The organism is Bacillus sp. THAF10 (assembly GCF_009363695.1).
Taxonomy (GTDB): Bacteria; Bacillota; Bacilli; order Bacillales; family Bacillaceae_I; genus Sutcliffiella_A.
This window is the reverse complement of sequence record NZ_CP045403.1, coordinates 3,549,573-3,575,890: the sequence shown is the minus strand read 5'-3', so window position 1 is coordinate 3,575,890 and position 26,318 is coordinate 3,549,573. Positions and strand designations below refer to the sequence as shown.

The window sequence follows — 26,318 nt, the reverse complement described above, 5'->3', positions numbered from 1 at the left end:
AATTGGTGACATTTTTCCCTGTGAATTGTGAATTTTTTCAAAAAATGCTTGTATTTTTGGTATAAAATAGTAGAATTGTAATATATTTTGGTGGATTAAGGTGGTGAAATCTTTGAAATGAGCGATTTTAATAGTATAAATAGCGAGGATGAAATCATTAAAGTTCTCCAATATGCTTACCAGCAAGGGGTAGAGCGGGAGAATATCTCCATGATGGAGTTAGTGAATGAAATGAGAGAAAAACTACAAATGTTGATTAAATAAGACATTATTGGTCTTTTATATAATAATAGATTCTTAGTTTACACTTCTATTTTTAATAGAGGTGTTTTTATTTGGCTTTCTCACTGGTACAAGAAGTATGTTAGAATAAAACTCGTTGTCTTAAATGACAATCAACTATGAAACTACAAACAAGGTGATAGAATGATTGGAAGAAATGAACCCTGTCTTTGTGGCAGTGGAAGAAAATACAAGAAATGCTGTGAGAAAAAAGAGAACATGCTGGAAAAAGTACTAGAGTCTGAATTAATGGGCTTGCAGGTCGATATTATGCGGTTTGCTTATGATAAGTATGCAACGGAGCTTCAGGAAGTCAGTTCTAGGTACATAACCAGGTTTTCCTTTGATGAAATGAAGGCAGAAGCATACCAGGAGCTCCTGCATCTTTGGTACATTTTTACGGTAAAACTGAAAAATGAAAAATCGATTTTTGAAGAGTATGTATCGACAAATCAAGAAAAGTTTCAACGGTCTCAGCTACGCGATTGGGCAGAAAGCTGGCAAGGGGCGTCTCCTTCCGTCTATAAAGTAGCGAACATTCGCGGGGAAATGTACACGATGGAGGATTTTTTCACGAAAGATAAAGTAAAAGTAACGTATATAGGTAGGGAAGATAAACTGCAGAAGAACGAGTTAGTGGTTGGAATGTTCGTGCCATACCAACAGGCGAATGTGGTATTTATGTCAACCTTTGAGCGAGGTACGCTAGAAGCAATACGGATAGAGGAAATGCTTCAAGAAATGGAAGGAGATTGGAATAAAAATTCCTTCCCTGAGCTTGCAGGTCGAGTAATTGAATTTGAATTAAGGGAAGAGGATGTTCAAGACCTTCCTGTTCAAGATGAAGCGCAAGAGCAAGTATTGGCGCTCCTAACAGAGGCGTCAGCAAAACGAAAATATCCAAAAAAGCTCCTGCAATTTACCCAAACGCTTTGGTCCATTTATTGCATGAAGGAAAGCCCAAGTATACGTAATTCGCAAAACTATGCAGCAGCGATGATCTACTTTTTGGACAGTCACTTTATGAAGGAACAAGTGGAAACGCAAAAGGCGCTATCTGAGGAATTTGGGGTGTCTCCTGGAAGTGTGTCCTCTACCTATCGTAAGCTTGAAGAGGTATTACAGCCTGTCCTGGAGACGTTTGCGGACGATATTGAAACAGCATTTAATGCTTCATAAGAATAGGCTCTTTTCAAAAAGATTGTTGCTATCAACTAGGAAAAAGTCGACTTTAAGACTTTTTCCAATCTTTAAACAAAGAAAAATGGCCATAAACTAAAAATTTTTCTAAGTAAAGAGCACGACAGCAGCGATAATTACATTACGTGTATCATCACACAGCTTAAAAATAAAAAGCAGCCTTTTCTTATAATGAAGGCTGCTTTTTGTATATATTTCCCATGCTTGCACATCCTACTAGCAAAGTGATGTGAAACAATTACGGGAGGTTTGTCATGATGAAGCGTTTGGTTATGTGTGTGAGTTGTCTTGTTTTCACATTATGCTTAGCTATTCCTATAGAGGGGAATGCTGCACCATCTGAGGATGAAGTGAATGCCTACTTAAAGGAGATTGGTTGGACGAAAGAGGATTTGCAACGCTATTTGTCTTTTTATGAAGTGAAGCTAGAGAACTTTCAAGATATTTCCCATTTGAAAGAAGAGCTAGGAACTCCGATAAATGAAAAGAATTTGCATGATATGTTAGAACGCTACGAGTTGACAAAGGAAGAGCTGGAAATTTTGCTTTCGAAAGTGGGAGAAAAAGTTCAGGATTATACTTTTCTTGAGGACCTGGAATTGGCTGTGGACTTTTATTTAACTCACGAAGAGGAAATAGCAAGGGCAGAGGATTTTTTTGTATCCATGGGCTTTAAAGAAAAGGAAGCACATCAAATCTTTGAGCATATTTTAAGTCTGCCAAAGGATGTATTAGCTGATGAATTAGCTAGACTTGAGGGGAAATTGAAAGAAGAGCCAACCTCTGTTGATCAGATTTTTACACTGTGGACGGAATTTATGGAGGCCTTTCAGGTGGATGCGAATTTACATGTAAACGACAGCGATGAAACAAAGGTGTCTCAGCAGGAATTAATGCAACCAGGCTGGCTGGAAGGCAAGGAAGTGCATTTGGATTTGTATAGTAATGATGGCACTCATTTGGCTTCCACGGTAATGGATGAAAAGGCAGTTTCCCCAACCTATGTAAAGAAAACAGGTACAGAGCTAGTGCATTTAGGGAAGGTTGGCGTAAAGATGAGTGATGAATTATATCAAAACAGAATGCCGGAAACTGCCCCGATGACCAAATAGTAAAAAGCCCCGTAGTCAACCGTACGGGGCTTTTTACTTACTTATTTTTTTCTAACACAGGCTTTTCTTTTACTTTGTTTTTGAAGGCATGAACGAGGTCTTCGCCGGAATACCCTTCCATTACTAGTCTTTCTAATAGCTTTTCGTGATAATTGGAATTTTTGCGGAAGAGCTCGCCTTCAAAGAGAATGCTCATTCGATCCTCTAATACTGCAACATTCCGGATGACAACCTCAAAGGAAGCAGGGTCGTTTGTTGGTTTGGAAATAGTAGCTTGAACATGAAGGAGTTTGCCATTTTCCTGAAACGTTTGAAATTTTTCTGGCTCTACTTTTGGCAATAGAACTTCTATCAACCAGTTCTCTTTTCCGTATTCTCTATTAATGATTAATCCATCTTGTAAATCCAGCTGTTCCACTTCTTCACCATGTACAAGGGATAGGGCTACAAGTTTGAATGTTTTCATGTTATTCCTCCAACGGTTATATTCTCGCACAAGTATATTAATAGTTTGTATTATAGCATATAAAAAAATTCAAATGGAGGGAAAGATTGTAGTTGGTTTGTTAGAACTGGATGAAAAATGGTTTTTTGTTTTAGATAAAACAATCTTTTAGCACTAAAAACTACTAGAAAACGATGGGATGCTGATTTTACGTGTCGAATGAAGGCGGTTTATGATAGCGATGTAGCATGAAATTTGTAGAAAAGGAGGGAAAAAAATGATTAATGAAGTGGTGCTTGTTGGTCGAATGGTGAAGGATCCGGAGCTTCGTTATACAGGAGAAGGTACTCCTGTTGCCACCTTTCGTTTAGCGGTAAACCGAAACTACAAAAATCAAGAGGGCGTCATAGAGGCAGATTTTGTGTCGTGTACGGCATGGAGAAATCTCGCAAAGACTACTGCTGATTATTGTCGCAAAGGCCAGCTCGTTGGAGTGACAGGCAGAATCCAAACAAGAAGATTTGAGGCCAAGGACGGTACAACCGTGTATGTGACAGATATTGTCGTGGATAATGTTCGATTTCTCGAGAAGAAAAGAGACGCAAAGACCAATGCTTCTGCAAGTGGGAAAGAAGTCAAGGCTCCTTCCGCGGAGAATCAGGAATTTCCACCACCACCACAAAATCCTCCACAGGAACAAGCAGAACAACCTGTGGAGCAAGTAAGAACGCCTGAAAAAGTTGGTATGTAGCTAACTCAAATTTTAGTAAAGCAAATGGGCTCCCCTCCCTATATGCTTTAGCCTTTCTTATAAAGGCAGCCTGTTCCATACAAGTTGCCTTTTCTTTTTGCTTATTCTCAGTTAGAGGATAAGCCCTCTGTTTTCTTCATAGAGACCTTGCCCCGTGGGTTCTCCAGTTTTGTTGGTGCCAGCCTTACCGGTTGGCCTTTTTCAATTATTTTTATTAACTAAGGGTGGTTTTCCTAACTTTGTTGCTACTGCTAATAGTTAAGCAACACGTAATCAATAAATCATCTGTTGGAGGAGTGTGATAGTAGTGGATTATAGGTTAAGCTCGGTAAACTTTCAGCCTAGTCAGTCCAAGAATGTACAGGAAAATGAGATTTATAGCGTCTATATAAAGGAATCGTTATCCTCAAGTGAAGAGCAAGGACTCTCTTTTTACGATGCGTTGGGATTTTTTAAGGAAGAACCTCCCTTAGACCATGAAGAGTGGCGCTGTATTTCTACCAAAAACAATCAAGCTCTAGAATTACATTTTCGTTCTCACTCGGAAAAACGAATAATCGCTGTAACCATTGACCTCTTACACTATCACCTTGATATATCCTCTTTCGTTTGGTATCAACACAAAAAAGCATTTCTTAAAATTGATTACCCAGAAACCTTAGATAGCAAGCTTATAGAATTACTGCTGCAAAGAATTCTTATCAAATATAAAGGAAAGACAGCCTTTCTATCAATGAATGAGATAAGGGGCGGCGTTACTAGCTGGAAAATTTAACTTAGCAAGTGTATAAGGTATCACAGGAAAGGACACACCGTTAATAAGAAGAAAATACGGTGGTGGCCTCCATTGAAAAAGAAAAATGTTTTCTATTATTTGTTTATAGCTGTTGGATGGACGCTTTTGCTTTTTTACTTGTCGTCTATGTCTTATTCAGAACAGACCATCCGTCCTTATTTGCAGGTGCTTGTAACGGAGCAGCAAATTGAGCTTGTTTTTTCCAAGCTTCCTTTTTACATAATTAACGATAAAATTACCATAGAAAATTTAGGGGCTTATGGTCTTGTGGAATATTTGATTCGAAAAGGGGCTCATCTGTTTTTCTACAGCGTGTTAGGCTATACCATTGTTCGTTATTTTACCTGTTCGATTGGATTAAAAATAAGGAGGTTGCTTTTCTTAAGTATTACCACACTGCTTATCATTTCGATGATGGATGAATTTCTCCAGCACCTTCATCATGGTAGAAGTGGCCAATGGTCCGATGTATTTTTAAATGGCATGGGCGGAATCAAGGGAATGATTACCGGGCTCATAGCAGGATATCGAATAAAGCATGCGGCTACAAAACAAAAAAGCGCAAACCCAAATTTATAGGGTTGCGCTTTTTTCATCTCAACGTTAACAGGTCTTCTAATTCTGCGTTTGTTAGTTCGGTAATCCAGCCTTCACTTGTAATGATTTGATCATTTAATGCTTGTTTTGACTCAATCATGGCATCAATTTTTTCTTCTAGGGTTCCAGTGGCGATGAACTTGTGAACATGAACGAAACGGTTTTGACCAATTCGGTACGCTCTGTCGGTAGCTTGGTTTTCTACTGCTGGGTTCCACCATCGATCATAGTGAATTACATGATTAGCAGCAGTGAGGTTAAGTCCTGTTCCCCCAGCTTTTAGGGAAAGAATCAAGATATGAAACTTGCTTTCCTGAAAATCGAGAATAAGCTGGTCTCTGTCTTTTTTCACCACACTGCCATTAAGGAATCTTCCTTTTTCTCCAAGCGCCGTTTCTAACGCCTCCATAATCATGTTCCCCATGGATATATACTGTGTGAAAATAAGACAGCTTTCCCCGTTTTGGCGAATTTGATCCACTAATTCCACAAGCTTTTCCATTTTACTGGAGCGGGATAAAATTTCGTGTGGCGTTTCTTCCTTAAGATATAATGCTGGGTGGTCGCAAACTTGCTTCAACTGACCAAGCATTTTTAATACAAGTCCACGTCTTTGGATGCCACCTAACGTTTCCACCTTATCCAAGGTTTCTTTTACAAGCTGTTCGTAAATAGACGCTTGTTCAATAGTTAGAGGACAATATTCCTTTTGCTCGAGCTTCTCAGGTAAATTTAGAGCTACCTGTTCGTCCTGCTTTGTTCGTCGTAGTAAAAATGGCTGAATTAACGTTTGCAATTGTTGAATTTTCTTTTTATCCTGGTCCTTTTCAATCGGTAAAACAAATTGCTTTTGAAAGGATCCGAGTGACCCGAGATAGCCTGGATTAACAAAATCAAAAATCGCCCACAGCTCTGTTAGCCTGTTTTCCATCGGTGTCCCCGTTAAGGCGATATGATGTTCTCCGCTTAAATTGCGAACTGCTTGAGATTGCTTTGTGTCTGCATTTTTAATATTTTGTGCTTCATCAAGGCAAATGGTATGCCACTTTATACTAGCCAACTCATCTTCGTCTAGATGTGATAAGGCATAAGAGGTTAATACAACGTCTGCACCAAGAATGGATTGACGGAACAAAGAGCCCTTTTTCCGTGAAGGACCATAATGGAGCATTACCTCTAAGCTTGGTGCAAACTTTTCCAGTTCTTTTTGCCAGTTACCAAGAACAGATGTTGGGCAAATAATGAGAACAGGGGAGCTGTTGTCAGGCTTACTTTTGCTTGAAAGAAAATAGGCAATAAGCTGAATGGTTTTTCCTAGTCCCATATCATCTGCCAAGACAGCACCAAACCCATGTTTTCGCAAAAATAACAGCCATGCTGCTCCTTGTTCCTGATAAGGACGAAGCTCTCCTTTAAAGGTGTCAGGAGCTTCAAAAGAGGGAAGTCCCTTTCCTTGATACAGCTGCTCCATTAGTTTTTGAGCAGAGCCTGTAAGCTCGTAGGTGATATCCTCTACAGCGTAGCTTTCCCCTTCTTCGCCATTAGTGGGTAGTTCTGTATCGGGAAAGCTTGCTGCATTGCTTTTTAGAAGATCCTCGATTCTAATGCCACTTTCCTCTGCGGTTTTCATCATTCTTTTTATTTCTTCAATGAAATGAGGGTCGAGTGCCACCCATTCTCCTTTAATCTGAACGAGGCGCCGGTTTTGTTCAACAAGTGACAAAAACTCCTCCTCGGAAATTTCGGTATTTCTGGTGGAGAACCGCCATTCGAAGTTTACCAAAGATTGAAGTCCGACAAATGATGGGGAATGACCTCCAGATTTGGAGCTATTCACTCTTGCTTTTACCTTCAATTTAGAATTTTTGACAGCATGCCACCAAGGAGGTAGATGAATGAAGCTCCCGATAGCAAGCAATCTCTCACTGCCGTCGATGAGAAATCTCCAAGCATCCTCCTCTGTAAGCGCCTCTCTAATTTGTCCATTTGAAAATAAAGAAGGGGTAAGAAGCTGCCATTTTTTGAAGCCTCTATGAATTTCCTTTTCATATTTCTCAAATGCCGTTGGAAGAGCGTCTGTCTGCCAGTTGTATAGCTTTTCTGTTTTCTTATCCATCAGTAACGTTTCAAGCTGCCAATCTTGCTCTTCTTTTGATGGTTCTAAGAGTCTTAGTCCCATCTTAAATGGAGTGGTATCTTTGTTCCAGCCAATATCACGTAACCAGTCTTCCTCATCTAAGAAGGTCTGAAAGATTTCTTCTTGCTCTGAAGTAGATGGATAGGCATGATAATCCATCCAGTATGTTTCTAAATGCTCCCACTTTTCATTATGCTGCCAATCTTTCATCATTGCGTCAATCCAGCTCTCCATTCGTTCCTGATGAGCCGGTAAGAGTGGATTTTTTTCTATGTATGCCAAGCCTTCTTGCGTTAACTTAAACGCGAGCTTCCCTTCCTGGTAAGAAGAGTAGCTTGGTTGGAAGGAACGTTGGTTTAAAATATGGGCAACGGCAGGAGCGATTAAGCGATACTGTTCTGATTGGTCACACCATTCTAACTCTTGAAAGGAGTTTTCTGTGTTTTGGGCGAATAGCTCCAAGGCTTCCTCAGGATTCAAATAAACGCCGGTTATCCCGTTATAGGAAGCTTCTTGTAGAAAAGTTCCAAAAAATGAACTCTCGTGCCATGTGAAAACATGGGGGATAAAACGAGAGGGAGGCAGCACCGATGATTTCCGTTTTACATATAGGAAAAACTGGTTTTTCTCTTCAATAAATATGGAATTAGCATGAAGTGCATCATTAATCATAGCTGAATCTTCCCTTTTTTAATTCTTCCTGGAAGGAGCGTAGGCGTTTGGTGCTTTCTTTTAGGTGTTGAAAATAACGAATCCAAACATCCTCAAGCTTTTCTTTTTTGTAGAGTGAATGCAGCGTTTTTAAAAGTGCTGCTGCTTCTTTGTAGGCCGCTTTGTTTCGGTTTTCCAAGGCTTTTTGAATGGCCGTGTGATAGAGCGGAAACAAGGTGAACGGAGCGGTCTTTTTTATTTCTTTTAACTTATAGGATTCAAGTCCATTTATCTCAAAGCCCATCCAAAGCTGAAGCTCCACCCATTTACGGTAGTTCTTTGTCTCAAAAAGATACCATTCGTATTCTCCGTAGCTGTAGGGCATTAAAACCCTCATTGCTTCTATGTAGATGGCATCGTGCTTTGTTTCTAATGCAAAGTCGGTCAGAAGCTTTAACAGGTGCTTCGTTAATTGTCTTTTGCGATCGTAAGTAGCTTCAGCGTGAATATAGGCTGATAGAATCGGAAGAGCAACGCTGAGCCAGCTTTCTAACCGGTGTCTTGCCTTTGCAGAAACCAAGGTTTGAATCCAATGAAAAAGGTAAGGAGCAAAGTCGCTCCCATGCTGTTTAACGAGTTGGATTGCTTGTTCATCCTTTTTTTGTAAAAAGAACAGATGAGTTTTGGCTAGATCTCCTTGAAGGGAATTTATGTTTTCTAAATCCTTCAATTCTGCAGTCATCCAATTGCGCCGCTGAAACACATCGTTCCACACAAACTGATAGACATAAAAGATTTCCCGAACAAATGGCTCCTTTTGATTCAGAAGCTTTGTGCGGATTATCTGTCTGCTTTCTTTTAGAAGAGAATCTAATTGAAAGGCGATGGCACTGTGAAACAATCCTTTTGCTTCTTCCTCCACTATATCTACAAAGCGATGAACGATGTCTGAAATATACTGATAGGGCTGAGTGTTATCATAGCTATCTATGACTTTTTCCATGCAAAACAAGGACGCATGCAAAAGAAACAAAGGTCGTATCTCAGCTTTTTTAGGTGCTTTTAGCTTTAATTTTGGGAAAAATGCATGCGTTAAGCCAGTTAAATAGGTACTTTTCGTTGGGATGGATTGTTGAAAGTGAAGGTGCTGGTTTTCCACAAACGCTAACCAACTCGACAAGGAATCCTCCTCATAGGTTTCCTTATTTTTCTTCACTAAAAGCATATCCGTTCTATTTGCGTTTCCTGTTTCTAATTTCCATTCATCAATTAGTGAAGCGACTGTTTTTGATTCGGACCAAACGGAGAGAAAGGCTGCAAGCTGGTGAGAGCATAGTTTTTCCAAGCCGCATGTGCATCTGCTAACGTCTCCAATTTCTAAGTCAATTAGCACGTGCTTTGGACCATTGTCCTGCACTTTTCCAGTGATGCTTGCTTCTTCTTTGTAGGCATTAATGACGTTTCCTTGCCTAAAAAGCTTTAAGCCCTGCTTGAGCATTTGTCTGTTTTCTTCATCAGAGAGCGGATATGTTTTCATTAGCCATGCTGCGAAATGCTCCATTTAAGTCACCATCCTCTTTCACGTAAACCTATGTATGAATATCCATTAAATAGCAAAAGGCCTACAACGTGGGTAGACCTTTTTCAGAAGGCTGTTATTTTTATCGCCGCTGTTGATTTCGCAAAATGGCTCATCATTCAACGGACCGATGCTTGAGCCACTTCTGCTTCGCCTGTGGGGTCGCTTCATCCATGAAGGAGTCTCCACCCATTGTTCCAATCAACAGCTAGATTACTTCTATTTGTAAGCATTGCTTTTAAAAATTAGTTAATATTATTTAACGGAAAAATCTTCTTCTTTCTATTATAGTTTTTTTGTAGTTCAGTTACAACCTTATGCGAGGGAGTTGCTTATTCAACAGTGAATTCCTCTTCCGCCATCGCAAAGTGATTGGTGTCGGTAAAGGTGAAGTGAATTTTATATGTTCCTGGTGAGAGATCTCTTGCTACTTCCTCGTAGGCAACTGGATACTCTAGTGTTTCCCCCGGTTGTAAAATAAGTTCTTTCGTTGCTTGGATAAACATCGCGCTTGCAGAAAGCTGTTTCACCGTCGCTCCAGATTCATCAAACACAACATAATCATATTCCTGACCAGAGGTGAAGAATATCTCTGCGTCTTCCTCATTATTATTCGTTACAGTAAACAAAAATTCGTTGTTGGGGGTTAGTTCCAGCTGACCCTCAAGCTCTCCTTCTTTAAAATTTTGGTCTAGCCCCTTTTCTTTTTCTTCTTCATTCTGCTCTTCTCCATTTCCTTGCCCATCCCCTCTTACATTTTCCTCCGAGTTGTTATTCGTGTCTCCGGTTTGATTTTGCGAAGAGTCTCCAGCAGTTCCACAAGCAGCTAATAAAAGAAAAACAGATAGAAAAGCAATAATTTTATACATATTTGTACCTCCAAATGGTTTAAATTTTCTTATCGAACGGCTCATTTACTACTCTTATTCCCCTGATAAACGAAGAAAATCCTTCTTTGTAAGGTTAGACGGAAAATTATATAAAAGGTTACGGGAGGTACAGTGGAAGTATATAGTTCAAAAAAATAGCAAAAGAGGTGGAAGGATTGAAAATAGTGTTAGATGCAGGTCATGGTTATCAAACTCCAGGAAAACGGACCCCAGATGGAATGAAAGAATATGAATTCAATCGGGTTGTCGCAACTTATGCTAGAGAAGAATTGCTGCAATTCCCAGACGTAGATGTCATGTTCACTCATTCAGACAAGCTTGATGTGCCCTTACAACAAAGAACAAGTAGGGCGAATCAATCTCAGGTGGATGCTTTTGTATCCATCCACGCTAATGCCTTTGGAAATGGGGGATGGAATTCAGCGCATGGTATAGAAACCTATACACCATTAGTTGAGTCCCCAAATTCCAATAAGTTAGCAGCTCTCGTACACCAAAAGCTGATTAAAAAAACAGGAAGAAAAGACAGGGGAATAAAGTCTGCGGATTTCCACGTGCTTCGTGAAACGAAGATGGCTTCTATTCTTTGTGAATGTGGGTTTATGACCAATATGGAGGAAGCTCAGTTGTTGAAAACAGATCGTTATCGGAAAATCTGTGGGGTAGCGATTGCAGAGGGGGTTGCAGAATACTTTCAGTTAAAGCGAGAGCATATCCCAAAAGCAGCAAAAAGATTGTATAAAGTTCAAGTAGGGGCGTTTCACACAAAAGAAAATGCGGAAAGGCTTGCACAAGAACTTCAGCAAAAGGGATACCCAACCTTTATCCAGTTTTAATCGCTATTTATAGTTAAACACGGAATCAACGCTGCTGTCCTGCTCTTTTCGTGGAGGAATCTTCCTGTATGTGGCAACTTTTCTTCGAATAATAACTGGAAAAAGCCTTAAAGCAGAAAAGAACTTTTTAAATAGTAGGAGGGGGACACCCCTCTCTACAAATATATGACAAAAAAACAGGAAATTTGTCCTTGTTTAGCGAATGTAATGAAATAAAGTTATAATTATCGTATATTTAGGAGGAGAAAGATAGATGGGGAAGTTTACATTGGGGCCAAGAATGAAAGGTTTCCTAAACTTTATTTTCTTTGCATTATCATTGCTATTATTAATTTATAACATTAGTATTGTTGGTTTTTTCTATTTGCTCGTTACCTATGGAGAAGCAGATGGCACGCTATATTATTCGTTAATTAGTGTTACTGGAATCGTGCTTATTTTAATACCACTGGTTTTTCGACTTGCAAAAAATAAGTTTTATCATGTTGCATTAATCGTTTTACATTTGTTTGCATCACTGCTACCAATGTTGATGAAGAATATGACCGTGATTTTTGATAGAATATTCTAAAAGGGGACGGGACAAGTTGAGAAAGGGAATGTTTGCTGCCATTGTGCTGATAATGACAGGACTTGCGCTCATTGGATATGGTTATTTTGAGAAAATAACGATGGATCGGAAAATGGAAGCCGCAAGAAAGGATGCTGTAGCTATTACGAAACAGGCTGGTAAACTAGGAGTATCGGAAAAATCAAATCCAGATAAAACTCGCCCTACGAAACCAGATGATTTTCAACCCACCACTGGTGAAGTAGTTGGCATGCTAGAAATTCCAAAGCTTGAGGCAGAGCTGCCAATTGTGGAAGGAACAGATCCTGCTGAGCTAAAAAAAGGAGTGGGACACTACAAAGGCGCCTCGTTTCCTGGTGAATTAGGTCAAATCGTTTTCTCGGGGCATCGTGATACAGTATTTCTCCGTTTAGGGGAGCTTGAGATAGGAGACAGGTTTTTTGTATCAATGCCTTACGGAGAGTATATGTACGAAATTTATGATACAAAAATTGTAGATGAGGATGATCGAACGATTATCACTCTGCAAAAAGAGAAAGAGGATTTACTACTTACAACCTGTTACCCTTTTACGCTAACAGGTGCTGCTCCAGAGAGATATATCTTATATGCGAAGCCAGTAGATTCAAGATAAGACATATTTTTACCATTTATGTCAAATAGTTCCTTATGTCTACAAAAAAATAACGCCTGATTAGGTGTATTTTTTTTATCAAATCCCATTCGACAAAGTATTGAAAAAGTTTATAGGAAAAAAGTAGTTTTTTTGGAAAAATATTATGATTGTTTTGTTCGCATTTTCCAGTATAATGTAGTGGTTTGAGGTATTTTAATATAATAAAAGTGAAGATTGATAGTAATTATATTGGTGTAAATAGTGGAAAAAGACTATTTCGACAAAATACACCCATTTCTCAAAGTAATATCGTGTGATAACATAATAATAGATGAAAAGAGAATAGTGTAAAAGTACTATTTTTGGAGGGGATAACATGATAGATATACATTGCCACATTCTACCTTCTGTAGATGATGGAGCTAGACATATGACAGAAAGCCTAGAAATGGCACGAGCAGCAGCAAAAGAGGGAATTACAGCAATAATCGCAACCCCGCACCATAACAATGGACAATTTATGAATCCAAAGGAAGAAGTTCTTGAAAAAGTGAAAGAACTTAATAATCGAATTGCTAAAGAAGGCATCGATCTTACTATACTTCCTGGGATGGAATGTAGAATTTCTGGTGAAATGCTTGAACAGTACGAAAAGGGAGAATTATTAACCTTAAATAATATGGATAAATACATCTTTGTTGAACTTCCTTCCAGCCAAGTCCCTTTGTACACGGAAAAAATCATTTATGATATTCAGTTAAAGGGCCTTACACCCATTATCGTTCACCCTGAGCGTAATGCGGAGCTAGTGGAGAACCCGGAGAAGCTATATCAGCTTGTGAAAAAAGGTGCCTGTACACAGATTACCGCTGCAAGTGTGGCAGGTAAATTTGGCAAAAAAATTAAGAAGTTTTGCATAGACATGATTGATGCAAACTTAACTCATTTTGTTGCATCGGATGCACATAATTTGAAAAATCGAAGCTTCCAAATGAAAGAAGCATTCAAGGTGATTGAGAAGGAATGCGGAAGTGATGCTACTTACTTTTTCATGGAAAACGCAGAATTGCTTGCTGAAGGTTCTATGATTATGAAAGAGATACCTGAGAGAATCAAAAAGAAAAAGCTTTTTGGGATTCTTGGCTAATATTTAGGCTATCTAAAGAAGACTGTTGATAAATTGAGTTTTTTAGCAGTTGATTGGAGCAAATGGCGGAGACTCTTCTCGGGAATGAAGCGAAAGACTTGTGACCCCGCAGGGCAAGCCCGAGGAGGCTTACAAATCGCAGCGCGGACGCGGAGCCAATTCGGCGGAAATCAACAGCGAAGTTTAACAAAGTCATTATTAAAAGGGCTAACCATAAATGGTTAGCCCTTTTGCTATTGTTAATTCTTCGCTACACCAGAATCAAGCTCTAAATGTTCTTTTAACAGGTTGGAAATATTTAAACGATCTTCTTCTGTTACCAATAAATAATAGATGTCGTCAATCATGGTCCCAGAACCTATAATTTGATGTTGTGTTAAGTTGTGACGGGCATTTTTATAGTTGGCTTGAATGTCAACCATTTCCTCAAAGGTTAAATTTGTGCGAACATTGTTCCCAAGCACATCAAGGATATCATCAAATTTTGTAACAGATGAAATGGAAGCTCCCTTCTCAATAACTCCTAGGATTACCTCGCGATGTCTTTCCTGTCGTCCGAAATCACTATCTAGTTTCCTCATTCTTGAATAAGTTAAAGCGGAATCCCCATCTAGTTGAATTTCCCCAAGCGGGAAGTCATGACCTCCGTGGCTAAATGCAAGCTGATTATTAACGGTAACACCACCAACGGCGTCCACTATATCTTTAAAGCTTTCCATATTAACTTGAACAAAGTAGTCAATAGGAATGTCGAGGAAGTTTTCAACAGTTGCAATCGACATTTCTGGGCCGCCAAATGCATAAGCGTGATTTATTTTATCATCAAAGCCTTTTCCGATGATTTGCGTTCTCGTATCACGAGGGATACTAACCATTTGCATTGATTTTTTGTTTGGGTTTACTGTCAGTACAATCATGGAATCGGAGCGTCCTTTGTCTCCAGGTCTTTCATCCACTCCCAAAATCAAAAAGGATAACGGGTCTTGTTTATTAAAATCTACTTCTGAGTTTCTTCGTTCAGAATTGTCTCGATCCAAAGGGGTATGCATATTAGCTGCTGTGTTTTCTAAAGATTTATAGACATTGAAGGCAAAAATGCCAACAACAATTGTTGCTATTCCAAGGAAACTTACTAATAGGAGAAACCATTTCTTTTTAAACATAAATACACTCTTCCTTCTTATAATCATTAATTTTGATTATATTGGCATTTCATCTATTATACAATCATTTGTTTGCAATTTTCTGCATGAGCATGAAAATTATTGAAGTTTTTTTACAAATTTCCTGTAAATATGACAAACCTGCCTTTGATAAATGATAGAATAGTAGTATATTTGGTAAGAGGTGGTAATGTATGAGAGCTCTATTGACAATCGTTATCTTAGTCTGTATAGGTTCAATTGTATATGGAAATTATCATTGGAAAGATAAAGTTGCTTCAGCAGGTGATAGCAGAAGCGGTATGCAGGTGGAAAGTAAGGCGGATGCTAGTGAAAAGTCCTCCAAGGAACAAGACGAAGATGAGAAATTAGAGTCAACAGCTAGCAGCTTCCCAAACCTTCCAATGGACCTTGCCGATTTTCTAATTCAAAAAGAAAAAAATGAGGAATCGGTTGAATTACTATTAATAGGTTCGAGTGTGCTTGAAAGTGGAGAAGCTCCTTGGACTGCTCTTTTTAAGCAAGAGTTAGAAAAGACATTTGGAGATTTTTTTCAGATAACCGTTCAATCTATTGCTGGAGAAGTGTATACGAGTGATGTTGTGGAAAAAGATTTGTTATTACATAATGTAAGTGTGAAGCCTGATATTGTTATTTTGGAGCCATTTCTTTTAGATAGCAATGGATATATTTTGATTGAAGATTCGTTAGATAATATTGAGATCATGATTGAAGAAATTGAAGCTTTAAATCCTGATGTGTATTTGTTTTTGCAGCCAGGACAGCCAATATATAATGCTAGCTACTACCCAAATGATGTAGCAGCATTAAAGGATTTCGCAAACGAAAAAGGGGTCACCTTTATTGATCACTGGACAAGCTGGCCTGATTATCAGGATGAGGTATTTAATGAATATATTATTCCTGATAGCTATCTCCCAAACGAAAAAGGGCATGAATTATGGGCAGGGCATCTAGTAGAATTATTTGTAGCAACAAATTAAATTGTTGAAAAAGAAAAAGCGCTTGTTGGTATATAAACCAATGTAGCGCTTTTTTTTGTTTGGTTATAAAGGAACAGCAAAAATCCAAATGATATAGCTAACCAGCAATAGACCCGCGTATACGAAAGAGGCAATGATTCCAAACTTAGACCGATTGGTTAGATGCTGAATAAATAATGTTGGTATGACTATCCATGGAATGAGCAAAATAAGAGCAAGGAGAAATCCTGTGAAAGAAGCAGCTTCGATTGCTAGATTTGTTGCGAAAGCAGGGACGATTGTTAATATGGGACATAAACATGTCAGAAAAATTAACCGGAATCCAAAAGCATTCATGACAGCATGAATTTCTGACCAATTCCAGTCAGGTCTCATGCTTTTTATATGTGTTACTTTGCTCTTCATCATGGGAAGCAATTTTTCGTTAATAGTATGCATGATAGTTCCCCCTTTTCCTCCATTCTATGATTTCATTGCCTAATCTATGAACGCTTGAAATAGAAAACTTTGTTTTATATACCCGAATGTAAATAATAGTTAAACATTATTACAAAAAATCATTTTCACGTTGTAATTTGATTAATAAATATTACTTTCCAGTTACATCCTATGTTGTAAGTGGATTTTCTAAATATCCGTAATTATAATTGGGGATTAGTAATGAGCATTTTACATAAGGTTAGCTTTTATCCAAGGAGGAAGCACGAATCATGAATAAAAAGATTGCGGTAGTTGGTTTAGGCTACGTTGGTTTACCAGTTGCAGTTGAATTCGGAAAAAGCCAGAGAATTATTGGATTTGATATTAATGAACATCGTATAAATACATTAAAGAATGGAATAGATTATACAAATGAAGTAGCTTCCGAAGAGCTAGTGAAAGCGGATATTGATTTTACGACTAATCCTGCAAGCTTAAAAGAAGCAGATTTTATCATTGTTGCGGTGCCAACTCCCATTAATCAAAACAATCAACCAGATTTAACACCGCTAATTAAAGCATCTGAAACGGTTGGTAGTAATTTGACCAAAGGTACTATTGTTGTTTATGAATCAACGGTTTACCCAGGAGCTACCGAGGAAGAATGTCTCCCTATTTTAGAAGAAAAATCAGGCTTAAAGGGTGGAGTGGACTTCTTTATTGGTTATTCACCAGAACGTATCAACCCCGGTGACAAGGAGCGCACGTTCAGAACTATTACCAAGGTTGTGTCTGGTCAAAATGAAGAGGTGTTAGAAGTAATTGCTGCAGTTTATGGCTCAGTGGTGGAAGCTGGAGTATATCGAGCGAGCTCAATTAAAGTGGCAGAAGCGGCAAAGGTAATCGAAAACACGCAGCGAGATGTGAATATTGCCCTAATGAATGAGCTGGCATTAATTTTTGATAGGTTAGACATTGACACGGAGGAAGTTTTAAAAGCAGCTGGAACCAAATGGAACTTTCTTCCTTTTTCTCCGGGGTTAGTAGGGGGACACTGTATTGGTGTCGATCCCTACTATCTTACGTCTAAAGCGGAAAGTGTCGGCTATCACCCTGAGGTCATACTTTCCGGACGAAGAATTAATGGGAATATGGGCAAATTTATTGCAACATCATTAATTAAGCAAATGATTCATAAGAAAATGACGATTCAAGGAGCGAAAGTGACCATTCTTGGAATAACCTTTAAAGAGAATGTTCCAGATCAACGCAATTCAAGGGTCATTGATGTTATCAATGAGCTGAAAGAGTTTGGGATTGATGTGCAGGTAACAGACGCTTTGTCTGATAAAGAAGAAGTTTACAAGGAATATGGTGTAGAACTTGTGGACTATGAAAAGCTTGAACCAGCAGATGCGGTTGTCTTTGCCGTTCCACATCATGCTTATGTGGAAAAAGGCTGGAGTCAATTTACTAGGCTGTTAAAGAATGGAAATGGTGTGGTGGTCGACATCAAGAGCAAGCTTCCGAAAGAAGAATGTCCAGAAGGAGTAACTCTTTGGAGATTGTAAAAAATTCAAAATAAGATAAAGCCTTAGTCACCTTTTATCGTGACTGAGGCTTTTTGATATACAGGAGAAAACTTTACGCTTTCCTAATAATTCGAATACAAGTAGAATAAAGAGCATTGAGAGAATAGAGGTGTACGTGGTGAAAAAAATAAAAGTAATGACCGTATTTGGAACAAGGCCAGAAGCGATAAAAATGGCACCTGTCATTAAAGAGCTAGAAAAGAATACAGACGTGTTCGAATCTATTGTAGCGGTAACTGGTCAGCATAGAGAGATGCTTGATCAAGTGTTAGAACTGTTTAACATTAAACCTAATTATGATTTGAATATCATGAAACAAGCGCAAACATTAGTAAATATCACTTCCAAAGCTTTAGAAGATTTAGATAGAGTAATAAAAGAATCCCAACCTGATATCATTCTTGTTCATGGAGACACCACTACGTCTTTTGTAGCAGGATTAGCCGCGTTTTATAATAAAATTACGCTTGCACATGTGGAGGCTGGTTTACGAACAAATCATAAATATTCTCCATTTCCAGAAGAAATCAATCGAAGGCTGACAGCGGTAATGGCAGATATTCACTTTGCACCAACCAAACATGCCTCCTTCAATTTACTTTCTGAAGGATATATAGAAGAAAGCATCTACGTTACAGGTAACACGGTCATGGATGCATTAAAAACGACAGTAGCTGCAGAATGTACTTTACCTGTACAGGAAGAGATAAACGATAAAAGGGTCATATTATTAACTGCTCATCGAAGAGAGAACTTAGGAGAACCTTTGCGAAACATCTTCGCTGCAGTAAAAAGAATTGTTTCTGACTTTGAAGATGTAAGGGTCGTTTTCCCCGTTCATAAAAACCCGGAGATTAGAAAAATTGTCCAGGAAGAACTATCTGGATATCCAAATGTCATTCAAACAGAACCTTTGGATCCCATTCAATTTCATCAATTATTAAAGCTTTCTGATCTGGTATTAACAGACTCGGGTGGGATTCAAGAAGAAGCCTCCTATTTTAATAAAAAAGTCATTGTATTGAGGAAAAATACGGAAAGACCAGAAGGAATTGAAGCAGGCTTTTTAAAGCTAGCTGGAACAGACCCAGGTGAGGTATATGCTGCAGTTGAGGAAGCACTAAGTGAATCTAAGGGTCATGGCACAAACCAGAAGCGCGTATTAAGTCCTTATGGAGATGGTTTTGCATCGGAACGAATCATCGAAGTTATTAAATACCATTTTGGAAAAATACCGAACAGACCTATGAACTTTGAATGGGAGAAAAACCCTGAAGAATAGTTTCTCTTCAGGGTTTTCCATGGCTAGAAATTTTTATTTTGGTTATTTTTGATTTTATAAATATTCTTCTTGGTTAGCTTAGAGAAAATTTTCACGATAAAGACAGGTATGGCAAGTGCTCTTTTTATCCGAATCGGCTCTTTAATGATTCTGTAAGCCCATTCTAAATGAAGATCCCGCCAAAGCCTCGGTGCCCTTTTGGTTACGCCGGCCCAGATATTAAAGCAACCGCCAAGCCCAATAAACATGCCTTTATCGAATTGGTGGATATTATCATAAATCCACTTTTCCTGTTTAGGAAATCCTAATCCAACTAAAACAATGTCAGGCTTCTCGGTTCGTATTTTATCCAGGATGGCTTTTTCATCCTCTCCGCCAGCTTCAAAGTAACCGTGGTGGTATCCTGCGATTTCAATGTCAGGAAACCTTTCTTTAATGTTTTGGGCAGTTAAATCTATTACATTTGGTTTTGTTCCTAAAAGATAGATACTATATTTCTGCTTGTTGGAAACATTCAATAGTTCCTCCATAAAATCGAATCCGGTTAATCTTTCTTTTAAGGGAGTTTTGAATAGTTTGGAGGCCATAACAATGCCAACCCCATCAGGGATAATATAATCGGCACTTCTCAATACTTCCTCATACCAAGCATTTTTATTTGCAAAGGTAATAATCTCAGGATTTGCGGTTACAATAACGGTCTTTTTGTTTGAATTAATTCTTTCAACCGAATGATCGACAAACTCATCCATTGTACTATTTACAAAGTTATATCCTATCACGTTTTGATAATTAAGCATTTTTGTACTCCAGTTGTGACATCTTAAAGTAATATTCTTTACAAAATATATATTTTATCTTTACATTTATATCATTGTGCCATATTTATGTGGATATATCGATACCTTTTTATGTATAAAATTTTTACAATTTATGCACAGATTTAAATGCTTAGAGGAAAGAGGGATAATATGATACGAGAATTGATAGTAACCGTGTACCTTTTCCTATTTAAATGTATCTATATGTTCGCTAGTTTGCTTCCACTGAAAAAGAAAGTGGTAATAATTGCCACTTTTGAAGAGAATGCTAACTTTCTACTTAGGGAGTTTAAAAACCAGGAAAGTTTGGGTAACGTTATTTTGCTGCATGAGTACACAAAGAGAGATTGCCAAGACAACTCCCCAACATGTATCCATTTTAGCAACAAAAAACCCTTGGACTTGATAAAAGCTATCTACTATATTGGAACCTCTAAAACCATTATCCTTGATAATTACTTTGCGTTTTTATCTGTGATAAAGGTAAGAAAAGGGGTAGAGTTTATTCAAATCTGGCATGCGGCTGGGGCAATCAAGCATTTTGGTTTATTAGATAAATCTGTTGTAACTAGGAGTCAAAACGCTAAAAATCGTTTCATTCGTGTTTATGAAAAATTTGACAAGGTTGTCGTAGGGTCTGAAAAAATGGTCGAGGTGTTTAAGGAAGCTTTTCAAATAAATGAGGGGAAATTTCTACGAACAGGCGTCCCAAGAACAGATATTTTCTACAACCATGAGATAAAAGAACTTACTACATCAAAACTCTATGAAGAATATCCGCAATTACAAGGCAAGAAGGTTATTCTTTATTCTCCGACCTATCGGGATGGTGAGCTCTCCTCTTTTAAATTAAAGCTCGACTTAAAAAAAATGAAGCAGTTACAAGAGAAAAACTATTTTCTAATTATGAAGTTGCACCCTGCGATTAAACATGAAAAAGGGACCCTTATGAAAGACCACCCTGACTTTATTTTGGATCTTTCTCATTATAGGAGGATGAATGATTTACTGCTCATTACAGATATATTAGTGACAGATTATTCCTCGATTCCATTTGAATTTGCATTACGGAATAAGCCGATGGTGTTTTTCCCTTATGATCTGAAGGAGTACCAATTGAAAAGAGGGATCTTTGGAGATTATCTTACGTCTGTGCCTGGTCCTGTTGCATATACAACAGAGGAATTAATAACGATAATCTTGAATGATAACTTTCCATATGAGATGATTTCAAAGTATTCTGAGGAATGGAATACGTATTCAACAGGGAATTCAAGCAGAAATCTTGTTCATTATGTACAAAATAGAACCAACTAAGAATGGGCAGGGAGGCTACGTACGTTGAAAAGAATGTTAGGGAAAACCAAAATAATACAATGGATTTATAAAAAACTATTTGATATTATTGCAAAAGTGCCAGCTAAAAAGAAAATCATTGTTTTTGAGAGCTTCATGGGGAAACAATATAGTTGCAACCCGCGAGCTATCTATGAATACTTAAAGGTACAACCATCAGATTATGTTATCTTTTGGAGTGTAGATAAAAGATATAGAAACGACATTAAAGAAACAGATTTAAACATCTTATCGAGATTTTCTCTTCAGTGGCTTTGGATTATGCCAAGGGCTACCTATTGGGTAACGAATTCCCGTTTACCAGAATGGATAAAAAAGCCTAAAAATACAGTTTACTTGCAAACTTGGCACGGGACACCATTGAAAAAGCTAGGAGTAGATATTGAAGAGGTGGTCATGCCTGGTACTACCACGGAGAACTACAAAAAGAATTTTCTCAAAGAAACAAAGAAATGGGATTATTTAATAGCTCCTAATCAGTATTCTGCTGAAATTTTTCAGCGAGCGTTTGGCTTTGAAGGAAATATGCTTGTATCTGGCTATCCAAGGAACGATTATTTGATCAATGAAAACAATCAACATACAATAGAGCAAATAAAAAAGAAGCTGGGTATCCCTTCCTCCAAAAAAGTGATTCTTTATGCGCCAACCTGGCGTGATGATCTTTATTATGAGGTAGGAAAGTATAAAATGAAGCTTCAACTTGATTTGGAACAAATGTACCACGAGTTAAAGGAAGACTATGTTATTATCTTAAGAATGCACTACTTGGTTTCTGAAAATTTGTCGGAGTATATAGATAAGTTTAAAGGGTTTGTTTATGACACCAGTAATTATGAGGATATCAAGGAGCTATACCTTATTTCTGATTTGCTCATTACTGACTATTCTTCTGTGTTTTTCGATTACTTATGCTTGGACAGGCCCATCTTGTTTTTTACGTATGATTTTCAGAAATATCAACAGGAGATTAGAGGCTTTTATTTTGATCTTCATACAGAATCTCCAGGCCCGCTTTTAGTAAATACAGCCGAAATCCTAGCGGCAATACGTGGCCTAGAAGCAAAGAATTTTAAGGTTGAAGAACCACATTTTACATTTAAGCAAAAGTTCTGTGAGTTAGAGGATGGACATGCTACTAAAAGAGTAGTGGAAACGGTGTTTAACACGTAACACTTTCTTGCTTTATTATTCATGTACTTTTGTAAACAGGAAGGGCTAAACTATGCGTTCGTTAATGAAGGTTTTGAAGGAACATAGTGATAATCTATACTTGATTAACCGATTATCCTTGTATGAAATGAAAAGTTTAAATAATAACACATTTCTTGGATTTTGGTGGGAGGTTCTTAATCCACTTATTTTAATATCCATTTACTGGTTTGTTTTTGGTTTTGGAATCTTTAGCAATCGGGGAAATATTGAATTATACGGAACTGAAATAGATTTTTTACCTTGGATGCTGTCAGGAATTGTGGTCTGGTTTTTTATTAGTCCAGCAATTTTGCAATCCTCCAAATCCATTTATTCTAAAATTAAGATTATCTCAAAAATGAGTTTTCCAATGAGTGTCATTCCTACTTACGTCATTATGTCGAAAATTTATCAGCATATTGTGTTGTTACTCATCATAATTGTTATGTTGATTTATTTAGATTTTCCTATTAACATTCACTACTTGCAATTACCATACTTTATTTTTTGCACCGTGATCCTTTTAATGGCGATAGGGTTTATTACCTCAACATTAACCACCTTGCTTCGAGATATACAAATGGTTATTCAGGCCATTGTGCGGGTACTAATATATATGACACCGTTTCTTTGGCCGCCTTATCACATGAAGCCGGAGATTATCGTGACTATCATGAAGCTTAATCCGCTCTTCTACTTAGCGGAAGGGTACCGAGCATCGCTGCTTGGTTTAGCATGGTACCCTGTAGAGCATTGGCAATATACCATATATTTTTGGGTTGTTACCATCACTCTATTAATGATGGGATCGTTTTTACACCTGAAATTTAGAAAGAGATTTGTGGATTTTTTATAAAAGGCTTTTAAAAATGGAGAGAAATCATGAGCGCAACAGTCATTTTCAAAGATGTTGAAAAAGTATACAAAATCTATAAGAAAAACATTGATAAAATCATTGATATTTTCCACCCAAGTGGCCATGGAAAAGAGTTTTACGCTTTGCAAAACATCAACTTTGAAGCGAATGAAGGGGATGTTATTGGTGTGCTTGGAGTAAATGGAGCAGGTAAATCTACCTTATCCAATTTAATTACAGGTGTCATTCCTCCGACCAAAGGATCGATAGAAATTAAGGGGAAGGCTTCCTTAATTGCTATTTCTTCTGGCTTAAACAATCAATTGACTGGCTTGGAAAATATCGAGTTAAAATGTTTGATGCTTGGGTATTCCAAGAAACAAATAGAAAAACTACTGCCTGAAATAATTGACTTCGCGGATATTGGAGAGTTTATTGATCAACCAGTAAAAAACTATTCCAGTGGGATGAAATCAAGGCTCGGATTTGCTGTATCGGTAACAATGGATCCAGACATAATTGTCATTGATGAAGCCTTATCTGTTGGTGATCAGGTATTTGCGGAAAAATGCTTTGATAAAATGAAAGAATTTAAAAGCAGTGGGAAAACCATCTTCTTTATAAGTCATTCTATAAAACAAGTGAAGAAATTTTGTGATAAAGCTTTATGGCTTGAAGGTGGGGAAATAAGGGATTACGGTAGCTTGGAAACCGTTGTACCGGAATACGAAAAATTCGTAAAACATTATAAAAAGATGTCAGTGGATGAACAAAAAGAGTTTAAACGAAAAATTGCTGAAAAAAGAGCAGGGAAAAAGGCGTCATCAGTAAAAGGCTAGTAGCTGCTACTAGCCTTTTACACGGGAAAAGCATCTAGAGATATTGTTTTATTGTTTACTTTCCTTAAGCTCCTTAATGTCTGAAACGATTTTCTCACAATCCCATTGCTCTGATGCAACATTCTCAAAAAAGGATAACATTTGGTTAATCTGAGTGATGGATAATTTCTTCTCGAGCTCTGATGGAGCTGTTTTCATGCCTTTTGCAAGTTCAGTGGAACGCTTGTTTTCTAACAATATAGTCATAACATTTTCAAAAATATAGCTATCCATAGTAGGGATGGACTGGTGTTCATCGAAAAAGCTCACTAGCTCTTTAACTTTTGGTTCTTGTTTTTCCATTACTTCTGATTCTAACTCTTCTTCTGGCGTTTCGTTGTTAGAAGTTTGCTCTTGTGAAGACTGATTTTCCGTTTGAGGCTGTGACGGAGTGGTGTTCGTATCTGTTGGTGGTTCCACTACAGGATCGGGTTTTTCTTTAGGAGGATTTTCTTCGTCAGGATTTTCCTCTTCTGGCTCTTCAGGCACCTCTGGCTTCTCAGGTTCTTCCGGCTCTTCCGGTTCTTTAGGTTCCTCAGGATCGTCAATTGGTTCCTCTGGGTTTTCTATCGGTTCAGGGTCAGGCTCTTCAATCGGATCTGTAATTGGTGGCGTTGTTTGATTGGTAAAATGGTAGTGTTGCGCGGAATAAGCCACGTTGCTTCCGCCAATTAAGACCAATAAAAGTGATAAAATAAGTAAAATATTACTTTTCTGTCGCATAAACGCCTCCAAAATAATTCATTTTTGCAATAATTTTAACACACTTATAAATATAGAAGATTAGATTTAATACAAATTTTAAACTTGGGGGTTTATGATGAAGAGAGTGCTTGTAGTATCTTTTTGCTTGCTCGGGGTACTCCTGTTAATGATCGGAAAGTCACATTACGACAAAAAAATCCAAAGCTTTAGGGTGGAAGCCGGTAGCAATGAAGCAACATGGAACAGTAGTTTACTAAGAAACATGAGCAAGGACGTTAAGGAGAAAATAGAGGATGCTGACGAAGCAGCAAAGTTACCAGTTAAATTGCTCATTATCTCTTCATCATCTAATAAGACTGACAAGGAAAAAAAGCTAACATGGCCTCTACAGTTACAATCTGAATTAGAAAAAGAATATGGAGAGAGCTTTTTTTATGTGGAAGTTCTTGATATTAAAAATAGTAGTACTGCCTATTTGGTTGAAAATAAGTTTCAAAAACAAATCATTTCTAAAAGCCCAGATATCATCATAATGGAAGCACCGCTACTAAATGACCACGGATTTATTAAATTAGAAGATAGTTTTAAAAATATTAGTAAAATAGTAATGGATGTTCAGAAAGATTTAAAGGACTCTCATCTAATCATCCAGCCTAGTAACCCGGCTAATGGTTCAGAAGATTATGCACAAAGCGTGGAAGAACTGGAAGCTTTAGCAGCAGAATTAAGGGTGGAGTATTTAAATCACTGGGAAGCTTGGCCTGATATGGATGATCCAGAATTAAGGAAGTACCTAGATAACATGTATCCCAATGCTATGGGACAAGAGCTTTGGGCAAGCTATTTTATTGGGTATTTCACAGGGAAAAAATAAGAAATAAAATAATCTTACACATATAGGTGTGAATTATGAAAAAAGTATGGTAATATTTTACCTGTTGATTTTTAGCAGATTATGAGACTACAATATAATTTAAATTTAAACCTGACTATTTGACAGGGAGGAGAATTTTCATGACGAAGGTTTTGACTTATGGTACATTTGATTTGCTTCATTGGGGGCATATTAATCTTTTAAAGCGAGCTAAAAGCTTAGGAGACGAACTCATTGTTGCAATCTCTACAGATGAATTTAATACATTGAAAAATAAAGTATCCTACCATTCCTATGAAAACCGTAAAATTATTCTGGAATCTATTAAATATGTGGATAAAGTAATTCCTGAAAACACTTGGGATCAAAAAATCAGTGATGTTGTAGAAAACAATATTGATATTTTTGTTATGGGTGATGACTGGAAAGGGAAATTTGATTTCCTTAAAGAGTATTGTGAAGTAGTTTACTTACCTCGTACAGTCGGTATTTCAACCACTCAAATAAAGAAGGATTTACTCGCTGTTAACAGGGCTTAATTTTGCAATGTGATGGGGAATGAG

At 37.7% G+C, this 26,318-nt stretch carries 26 protein-coding genes and 1 pseudogene; 19 read left to right on the top strand and 8 right to left on the bottom strand.

Features of this window, described 5'->3' with window-relative positions; genetic code table 11:
- Positions 1 to 117 precede the first annotated feature (117 nt).
- The 3 genes from FIU87_RS21125 to FIU87_RS18380 all read left to right on the top strand — a co-directional run bounded on the left by FIU87_RS21125 (position 118) and on the right by FIU87_RS18380 (position 2,594).
- Positions 118 to 264 (top strand): YwzD family small protein, encoded by a 147-nt coding sequence (locus tag FIU87_RS21125; RefSeq protein ID WP_172971110.1) that lies wholly within the window; start codon positions 118 to 120, stop codon positions 262 to 264.
- Between the two features lie 162 nt (positions 265 to 426).
- Complete coding sequence (locus FIU87_RS18385) at positions 427 to 1,461, top strand: SEC-C metal-binding domain-containing protein (RefSeq protein ID WP_152445919.1); 1,035 nt, start codon at positions 427 to 429, stop codon at positions 1,459 to 1,461.
- A 275-nt stretch (positions 1,462 to 1,736) separates the two neighbouring features.
- Complete coding sequence (locus tag FIU87_RS18380) at positions 1,737 to 2,594, top strand: processed acidic surface protein (RefSeq protein ID WP_152445918.1); 858 nt, start codon at positions 1,737 to 1,739, stop codon at positions 2,592 to 2,594.
- Between the two features lie 37 nt (positions 2,595 to 2,631).
- Here FIU87_RS18380 and FIU87_RS18375 read toward each other — a convergent pair whose 3' ends face one another.
- On the bottom strand, positions 2,632 to 3,060 hold the full coding sequence (locus tag FIU87_RS18375; RefSeq protein ID WP_152445917.1) for a YwpF family protein: 429 nt from the start codon (positions 3,058 to 3,060) through the stop codon (positions 2,632 to 2,634).
- Positions 3,061 to 3,316: 256 nt separating this feature from the next.
- Here FIU87_RS18375 and ssb point away from each other — a divergent pair, with 256 nt between their 5' ends.
- The 3 genes from ssb to FIU87_RS18360 all read left to right on the top strand — a co-directional run bounded on the left by ssb (position 3,317) and on the right by FIU87_RS18360 (position 5,165).
- Positions 3,317 to 3,790 (top strand): single-stranded DNA-binding protein, encoded by a 474-nt coding sequence (gene ssb, locus FIU87_RS18370; protein ID WP_152445916.1) that lies wholly within the window; start codon positions 3,317 to 3,319, stop codon positions 3,788 to 3,790.
- A gap of 307 nt (positions 3,791 to 4,097) precedes the next feature.
- On the top strand, positions 4,098 to 4,565 hold the full coding sequence (locus FIU87_RS18365; protein ID WP_152445915.1) for a hypothetical protein: 468 nt from the start codon (positions 4,098 to 4,100) through the stop codon (positions 4,563 to 4,565).
- A 72-nt stretch (positions 4,566 to 4,637) separates the two neighbouring features.
- Positions 4,638 to 5,165, top strand: a complete 528-nt coding sequence (locus tag FIU87_RS18360) for a VanZ family protein (protein WP_172971109.1) — start codon at positions 4,638 to 4,640, stop codon at positions 5,163 to 5,165.
- Positions 5,166 to 5,178: 13 nt separating this feature from the next.
- Here FIU87_RS18360 and FIU87_RS18355 read toward each other — a convergent pair whose 3' ends face one another.
- The 3 genes from FIU87_RS18355 to FIU87_RS18345 all read right to left on the bottom strand — a co-directional run bounded on the left by FIU87_RS18355 (position 5,179) and on the right by FIU87_RS18345 (position 10,419).
- Positions 5,179 to 7,992, bottom strand: coding sequence for a DEAD/DEAH box helicase (locus FIU87_RS18355; protein ID WP_152445913.1), 2,814 nt, complete (start codon positions 7,990 to 7,992; stop codon positions 5,179 to 5,181).
- Entirely contained in the window at positions 7,985 to 9,508 is a 1,524-nt protein-coding gene (locus FIU87_RS18350; protein ID WP_216647503.1) for a hypothetical protein, read from the bottom strand. Before FIU87_RS18350 ends, FIU87_RS18355 begins: the two co-directional genes overlap by 8 nt.
- Before the next feature lie 374 nt (positions 9,509 to 9,882).
- A complete protein-coding gene (locus tag FIU87_RS18345; protein WP_172971108.1) occupies positions 9,883 to 10,419 on the bottom strand; it encodes a BsuPI-related putative proteinase inhibitor in 537 nt (178 codons plus the stop codon).
- A gap of 167 nt (positions 10,420 to 10,586) precedes the next feature.
- On the opposite strand from FIU87_RS18345, the gene FIU87_RS18340 reads away from it, so the two are divergent.
- From FIU87_RS18340 to FIU87_RS18325, 4 genes are all read left to right on the top strand, one after another.
- Positions 10,587 to 11,276 carry an N-acetylmuramoyl-L-alanine amidase gene (locus FIU87_RS18340; protein ID WP_253905459.1) on the top strand — a complete coding sequence of 230 codons (690 nt, stop codon included), beginning with the start codon at positions 10,587 to 10,589 and terminating at the stop codon, positions 11,274 to 11,276.
- 253 nt (positions 11,277 to 11,529) lie between these two features.
- Positions 11,530 to 11,847 carry a hypothetical protein gene (locus tag FIU87_RS18335; RefSeq protein WP_152445909.1) on the top strand — a complete coding sequence of 106 codons (318 nt, stop codon included), beginning with the start codon at positions 11,530 to 11,532 and terminating at the stop codon, positions 11,845 to 11,847.
- Positions 11,848 to 11,863: 16 nt separating this feature from the next.
- Complete coding sequence (locus FIU87_RS18330) at positions 11,864 to 12,481, top strand: class D sortase (protein WP_152445908.1); 618 nt, start codon at positions 11,864 to 11,866, stop codon at positions 12,479 to 12,481.
- A 358-nt stretch (positions 12,482 to 12,839) separates the two neighbouring features.
- Positions 12,840 to 13,610: a tyrosine-protein phosphatase gene (locus FIU87_RS18325; RefSeq protein WP_152445907.1), complete on the top strand. Its 771-nt coding sequence runs from the start codon at positions 12,840 to 12,842 to the stop codon at positions 13,608 to 13,610.
- Between the two features lie 239 nt (positions 13,611 to 13,849).
- On the opposite strand, the gene FIU87_RS18320 is transcribed toward FIU87_RS18325, so the two are convergent.
- Positions 13,850 to 14,773 carry a polyisoprenyl-teichoic acid--peptidoglycan teichoic acid transferase TagU gene (locus FIU87_RS18320; protein ID WP_152445906.1) on the bottom strand — a complete coding sequence of 308 codons (924 nt, stop codon included), beginning with the start codon at positions 14,771 to 14,773 and terminating at the stop codon, positions 13,850 to 13,852.
- A 194-nt stretch (positions 14,774 to 14,967) separates the two neighbouring features.
- Here FIU87_RS18320 and FIU87_RS18315 point away from each other — a divergent pair, with 194 nt between their 5' ends.
- Positions 14,968 to 15,777 (top strand): SGNH/GDSL hydrolase family protein, encoded by an 810-nt coding sequence (locus tag FIU87_RS18315; protein ID WP_152445905.1) that lies wholly within the window; start codon positions 14,968 to 14,970, stop codon positions 15,775 to 15,777.
- A gap of 63 nt (positions 15,778 to 15,840) precedes the next feature.
- Here the strand turns inward: FIU87_RS18315 and FIU87_RS18310 are convergent, their stop codons facing one another.
- Positions 15,841 to 16,215, bottom strand: a complete 375-nt coding sequence (locus FIU87_RS18310) for a hypothetical protein (RefSeq protein ID WP_152445904.1) — start codon at positions 16,213 to 16,215, stop codon at positions 15,841 to 15,843.
- Between the two features lie 272 nt (positions 16,216 to 16,487).
- Between FIU87_RS18310 and FIU87_RS18305 the strand changes: the two genes are divergently transcribed.
- Positions 16,488 to 17,768, top strand: a complete 1,281-nt coding sequence (locus FIU87_RS18305; RefSeq protein ID WP_152445903.1) for a nucleotide sugar dehydrogenase — start codon at positions 16,488 to 16,490, stop codon at positions 17,766 to 17,768.
- A gap of 139 nt (positions 17,769 to 17,907) precedes the next feature.
- A complete protein-coding gene (gene wecB, locus FIU87_RS18300; RefSeq protein WP_301538637.1) occupies positions 17,908 to 19,071 on the top strand; it encodes a non-hydrolyzing UDP-N-acetylglucosamine 2-epimerase in 1,164 nt (387 codons plus the stop codon).
- Positions 19,072 to 19,094: 23 nt separating this feature from the next.
- Here wecB and FIU87_RS18295 read toward each other — a convergent pair whose 3' ends face one another.
- On the bottom strand, positions 19,095 to 19,871 hold the full coding sequence (locus FIU87_RS18295; RefSeq protein ID WP_152445902.1) for a WecB/TagA/CpsF family glycosyltransferase: 777 nt from the start codon (positions 19,869 to 19,871) through the stop codon (positions 19,095 to 19,097).
- 171 nt (positions 19,872 to 20,042) lie between these two features.
- Between FIU87_RS18295 and FIU87_RS18290 the strand changes: the two genes are divergently transcribed.
- From FIU87_RS18290 to tagH, 4 genes and pseudogenes are all read left to right on the top strand, one after another.
- The gene (locus tag FIU87_RS18290; protein ID WP_172971107.1) at positions 20,043 to 21,209 is read left to right on the top strand and encodes a CDP-glycerol glycerophosphotransferase family protein; all 1,167 of its coding nucleotides are present in this window, start codon (positions 20,043 to 20,045) and stop codon (positions 21,207 to 21,209) included.
- A gap of 33 nt (positions 21,210 to 21,242) precedes the next feature.
- On the top strand, positions 21,243 to 22,421 hold the full coding sequence (locus FIU87_RS18285) for a CDP-glycerol glycerophosphotransferase family protein (RefSeq protein WP_152446651.1): 1,179 nt from the start codon (positions 21,243 to 21,245) through the stop codon (positions 22,419 to 22,421).
- A 52-nt stretch (positions 22,422 to 22,473) separates the two neighbouring features.
- The gene (locus tag FIU87_RS18280; RefSeq protein ID WP_152445900.1) at positions 22,474 to 23,298 is read left to right on the top strand and encodes an ABC transporter permease; all 825 of its coding nucleotides are present in this window, start codon (positions 22,474 to 22,476) and stop codon (positions 23,296 to 23,298) included.
- Positions 23,299 to 23,324: 26 nt separating this feature from the next.
- Positions 23,325 to 24,113 (top strand): annotated as a pseudogene (tagH, locus tag FIU87_RS18275) (teichoic acids export ABC transporter ATP-binding subunit TagH); the annotation flags it as partial.
- 72 nt (positions 24,114 to 24,185) lie between these two features.
- Here tagH and FIU87_RS21120 read toward each other — a convergent pair.
- Positions 24,186 to 24,899, bottom strand: coding sequence for a hypothetical protein (locus tag FIU87_RS21120; protein ID WP_172971106.1), 714 nt, complete (start codon positions 24,897 to 24,899; stop codon positions 24,186 to 24,188).
- Positions 24,900 to 24,993: 94 nt separating this feature from the next.
- Between FIU87_RS21120 and FIU87_RS18260 the strand changes: the two genes are divergently transcribed.
- Both FIU87_RS18260 and tagD read left to right on the top strand, forming a co-directional pair.
- Positions 24,994 to 25,755, top strand: coding sequence for an SGNH/GDSL hydrolase family protein (locus FIU87_RS18260; RefSeq protein ID WP_152445896.1), 762 nt, complete (start codon positions 24,994 to 24,996; stop codon positions 25,753 to 25,755).
- 140 nt (positions 25,756 to 25,895) lie between these two features.
- Positions 25,896 to 26,294: a glycerol-3-phosphate cytidylyltransferase gene (tagD, locus tag FIU87_RS18255; RefSeq protein ID WP_152445895.1), complete on the top strand. Its 399-nt coding sequence runs from the start codon at positions 25,896 to 25,898 to the stop codon at positions 26,292 to 26,294.
- Positions 26,295 to 26,318 lie beyond the last annotated feature (24 nt).

Coding starts and splice junctions, on each gene's coding strand:
- FIU87_RS21125 (WP_172971110.1), top strand. CDS start 118: ATGAGCGATTTTAATAGTATAAATAGCGAGGATGAAATCATTAAAGTT.
- FIU87_RS18385 (WP_152445919.1), top strand. CDS start 427: ATGATTGGAAGAAATGAACCCTGTCTTTGTGGCAGTGGAAGAAAATAC.
- FIU87_RS18380 (WP_152445918.1), top strand. CDS start 1,737: ATGATGAAGCGTTTGGTTATGTGTGTGAGTTGTCTTGTTTTCACATTA.
- FIU87_RS18375 (WP_152445917.1), bottom strand. CDS start 3,060: ATGAAAACATTCAAACTTGTAGCCCTATCCCTTGTACATGGTGAAGAA.
- ssb (WP_152445916.1), top strand. CDS start 3,317: ATGATTAATGAAGTGGTGCTTGTTGGTCGAATGGTGAAGGATCCGGAG.
- FIU87_RS18355 (WP_152445913.1), bottom strand. CDS start 7,992: ATGATTAATGATGCACTTCATGCTAATTCCATATTTATTGAAGAGAAA.
- FIU87_RS18350 (WP_216647503.1), bottom strand. CDS start 9,508: ATGAAAACATATCCGCTCTCTGATGAAGAAAACAGACAAATGCTCAAG.
- FIU87_RS18345 (WP_172971108.1), bottom strand. CDS start 10,419: ATGTATAAAATTATTGCTTTTCTATCTGTTTTTCTTTTATTAGCTGCT.
- FIU87_RS18335 (WP_152445909.1), top strand. CDS start 11,530: ATGGGGAAGTTTACATTGGGGCCAAGAATGAAAGGTTTCCTAAACTTT.
- FIU87_RS18325 (WP_152445907.1), top strand. CDS start 12,840: ATGATAGATATACATTGCCACATTCTACCTTCTGTAGATGATGGAGCT.
- FIU87_RS18320 (WP_152445906.1), bottom strand. CDS start 14,773: ATGTTTAAAAAGAAATGGTTTCTCCTATTAGTAAGTTTCCTTGGAATA.
- FIU87_RS18315 (WP_152445905.1), top strand. CDS start 14,968: ATGAGAGCTCTATTGACAATCGTTATCTTAGTCTGTATAGGTTCAATT.
- FIU87_RS18310 (WP_152445904.1), bottom strand. CDS start 16,215: ATGCATACTATTAACGAAAAATTGCTTCCCATGATGAAGAGCAAAGTA.
- FIU87_RS18305 (WP_152445903.1), top strand. CDS start 16,488: ATGAATAAAAAGATTGCGGTAGTTGGTTTAGGCTACGTTGGTTTACCA.
- FIU87_RS18295 (WP_152445902.1), bottom strand. CDS start 19,871: ATGCTTAATTATCAAAACGTGATAGGATATAACTTTGTAAATAGTACA.
- FIU87_RS18290 (WP_172971107.1), top strand. CDS start 20,043: ATGATACGAGAATTGATAGTAACCGTGTACCTTTTCCTATTTAAATGT.
- FIU87_RS18285 (WP_152446651.1), top strand. CDS start 21,243: ATGTTAGGGAAAACCAAAATAATACAATGGATTTATAAAAAACTATTT.
- FIU87_RS18280 (WP_152445900.1), top strand. CDS start 22,474: ATGCGTTCGTTAATGAAGGTTTTGAAGGAACATAGTGATAATCTATAC.
- FIU87_RS21120 (WP_172971106.1), bottom strand. CDS start 24,899: ATGCGACAGAAAAGTAATATTTTACTTATTTTATCACTTTTATTGGTC.
- FIU87_RS18260 (WP_152445896.1), top strand. CDS start 24,994: ATGATGAAGAGAGTGCTTGTAGTATCTTTTTGCTTGCTCGGGGTACTC.
- tagD (WP_152445895.1), top strand. CDS start 25,896: ATGACGAAGGTTTTGACTTATGGTACATTTGATTTGCTTCATTGGGGG.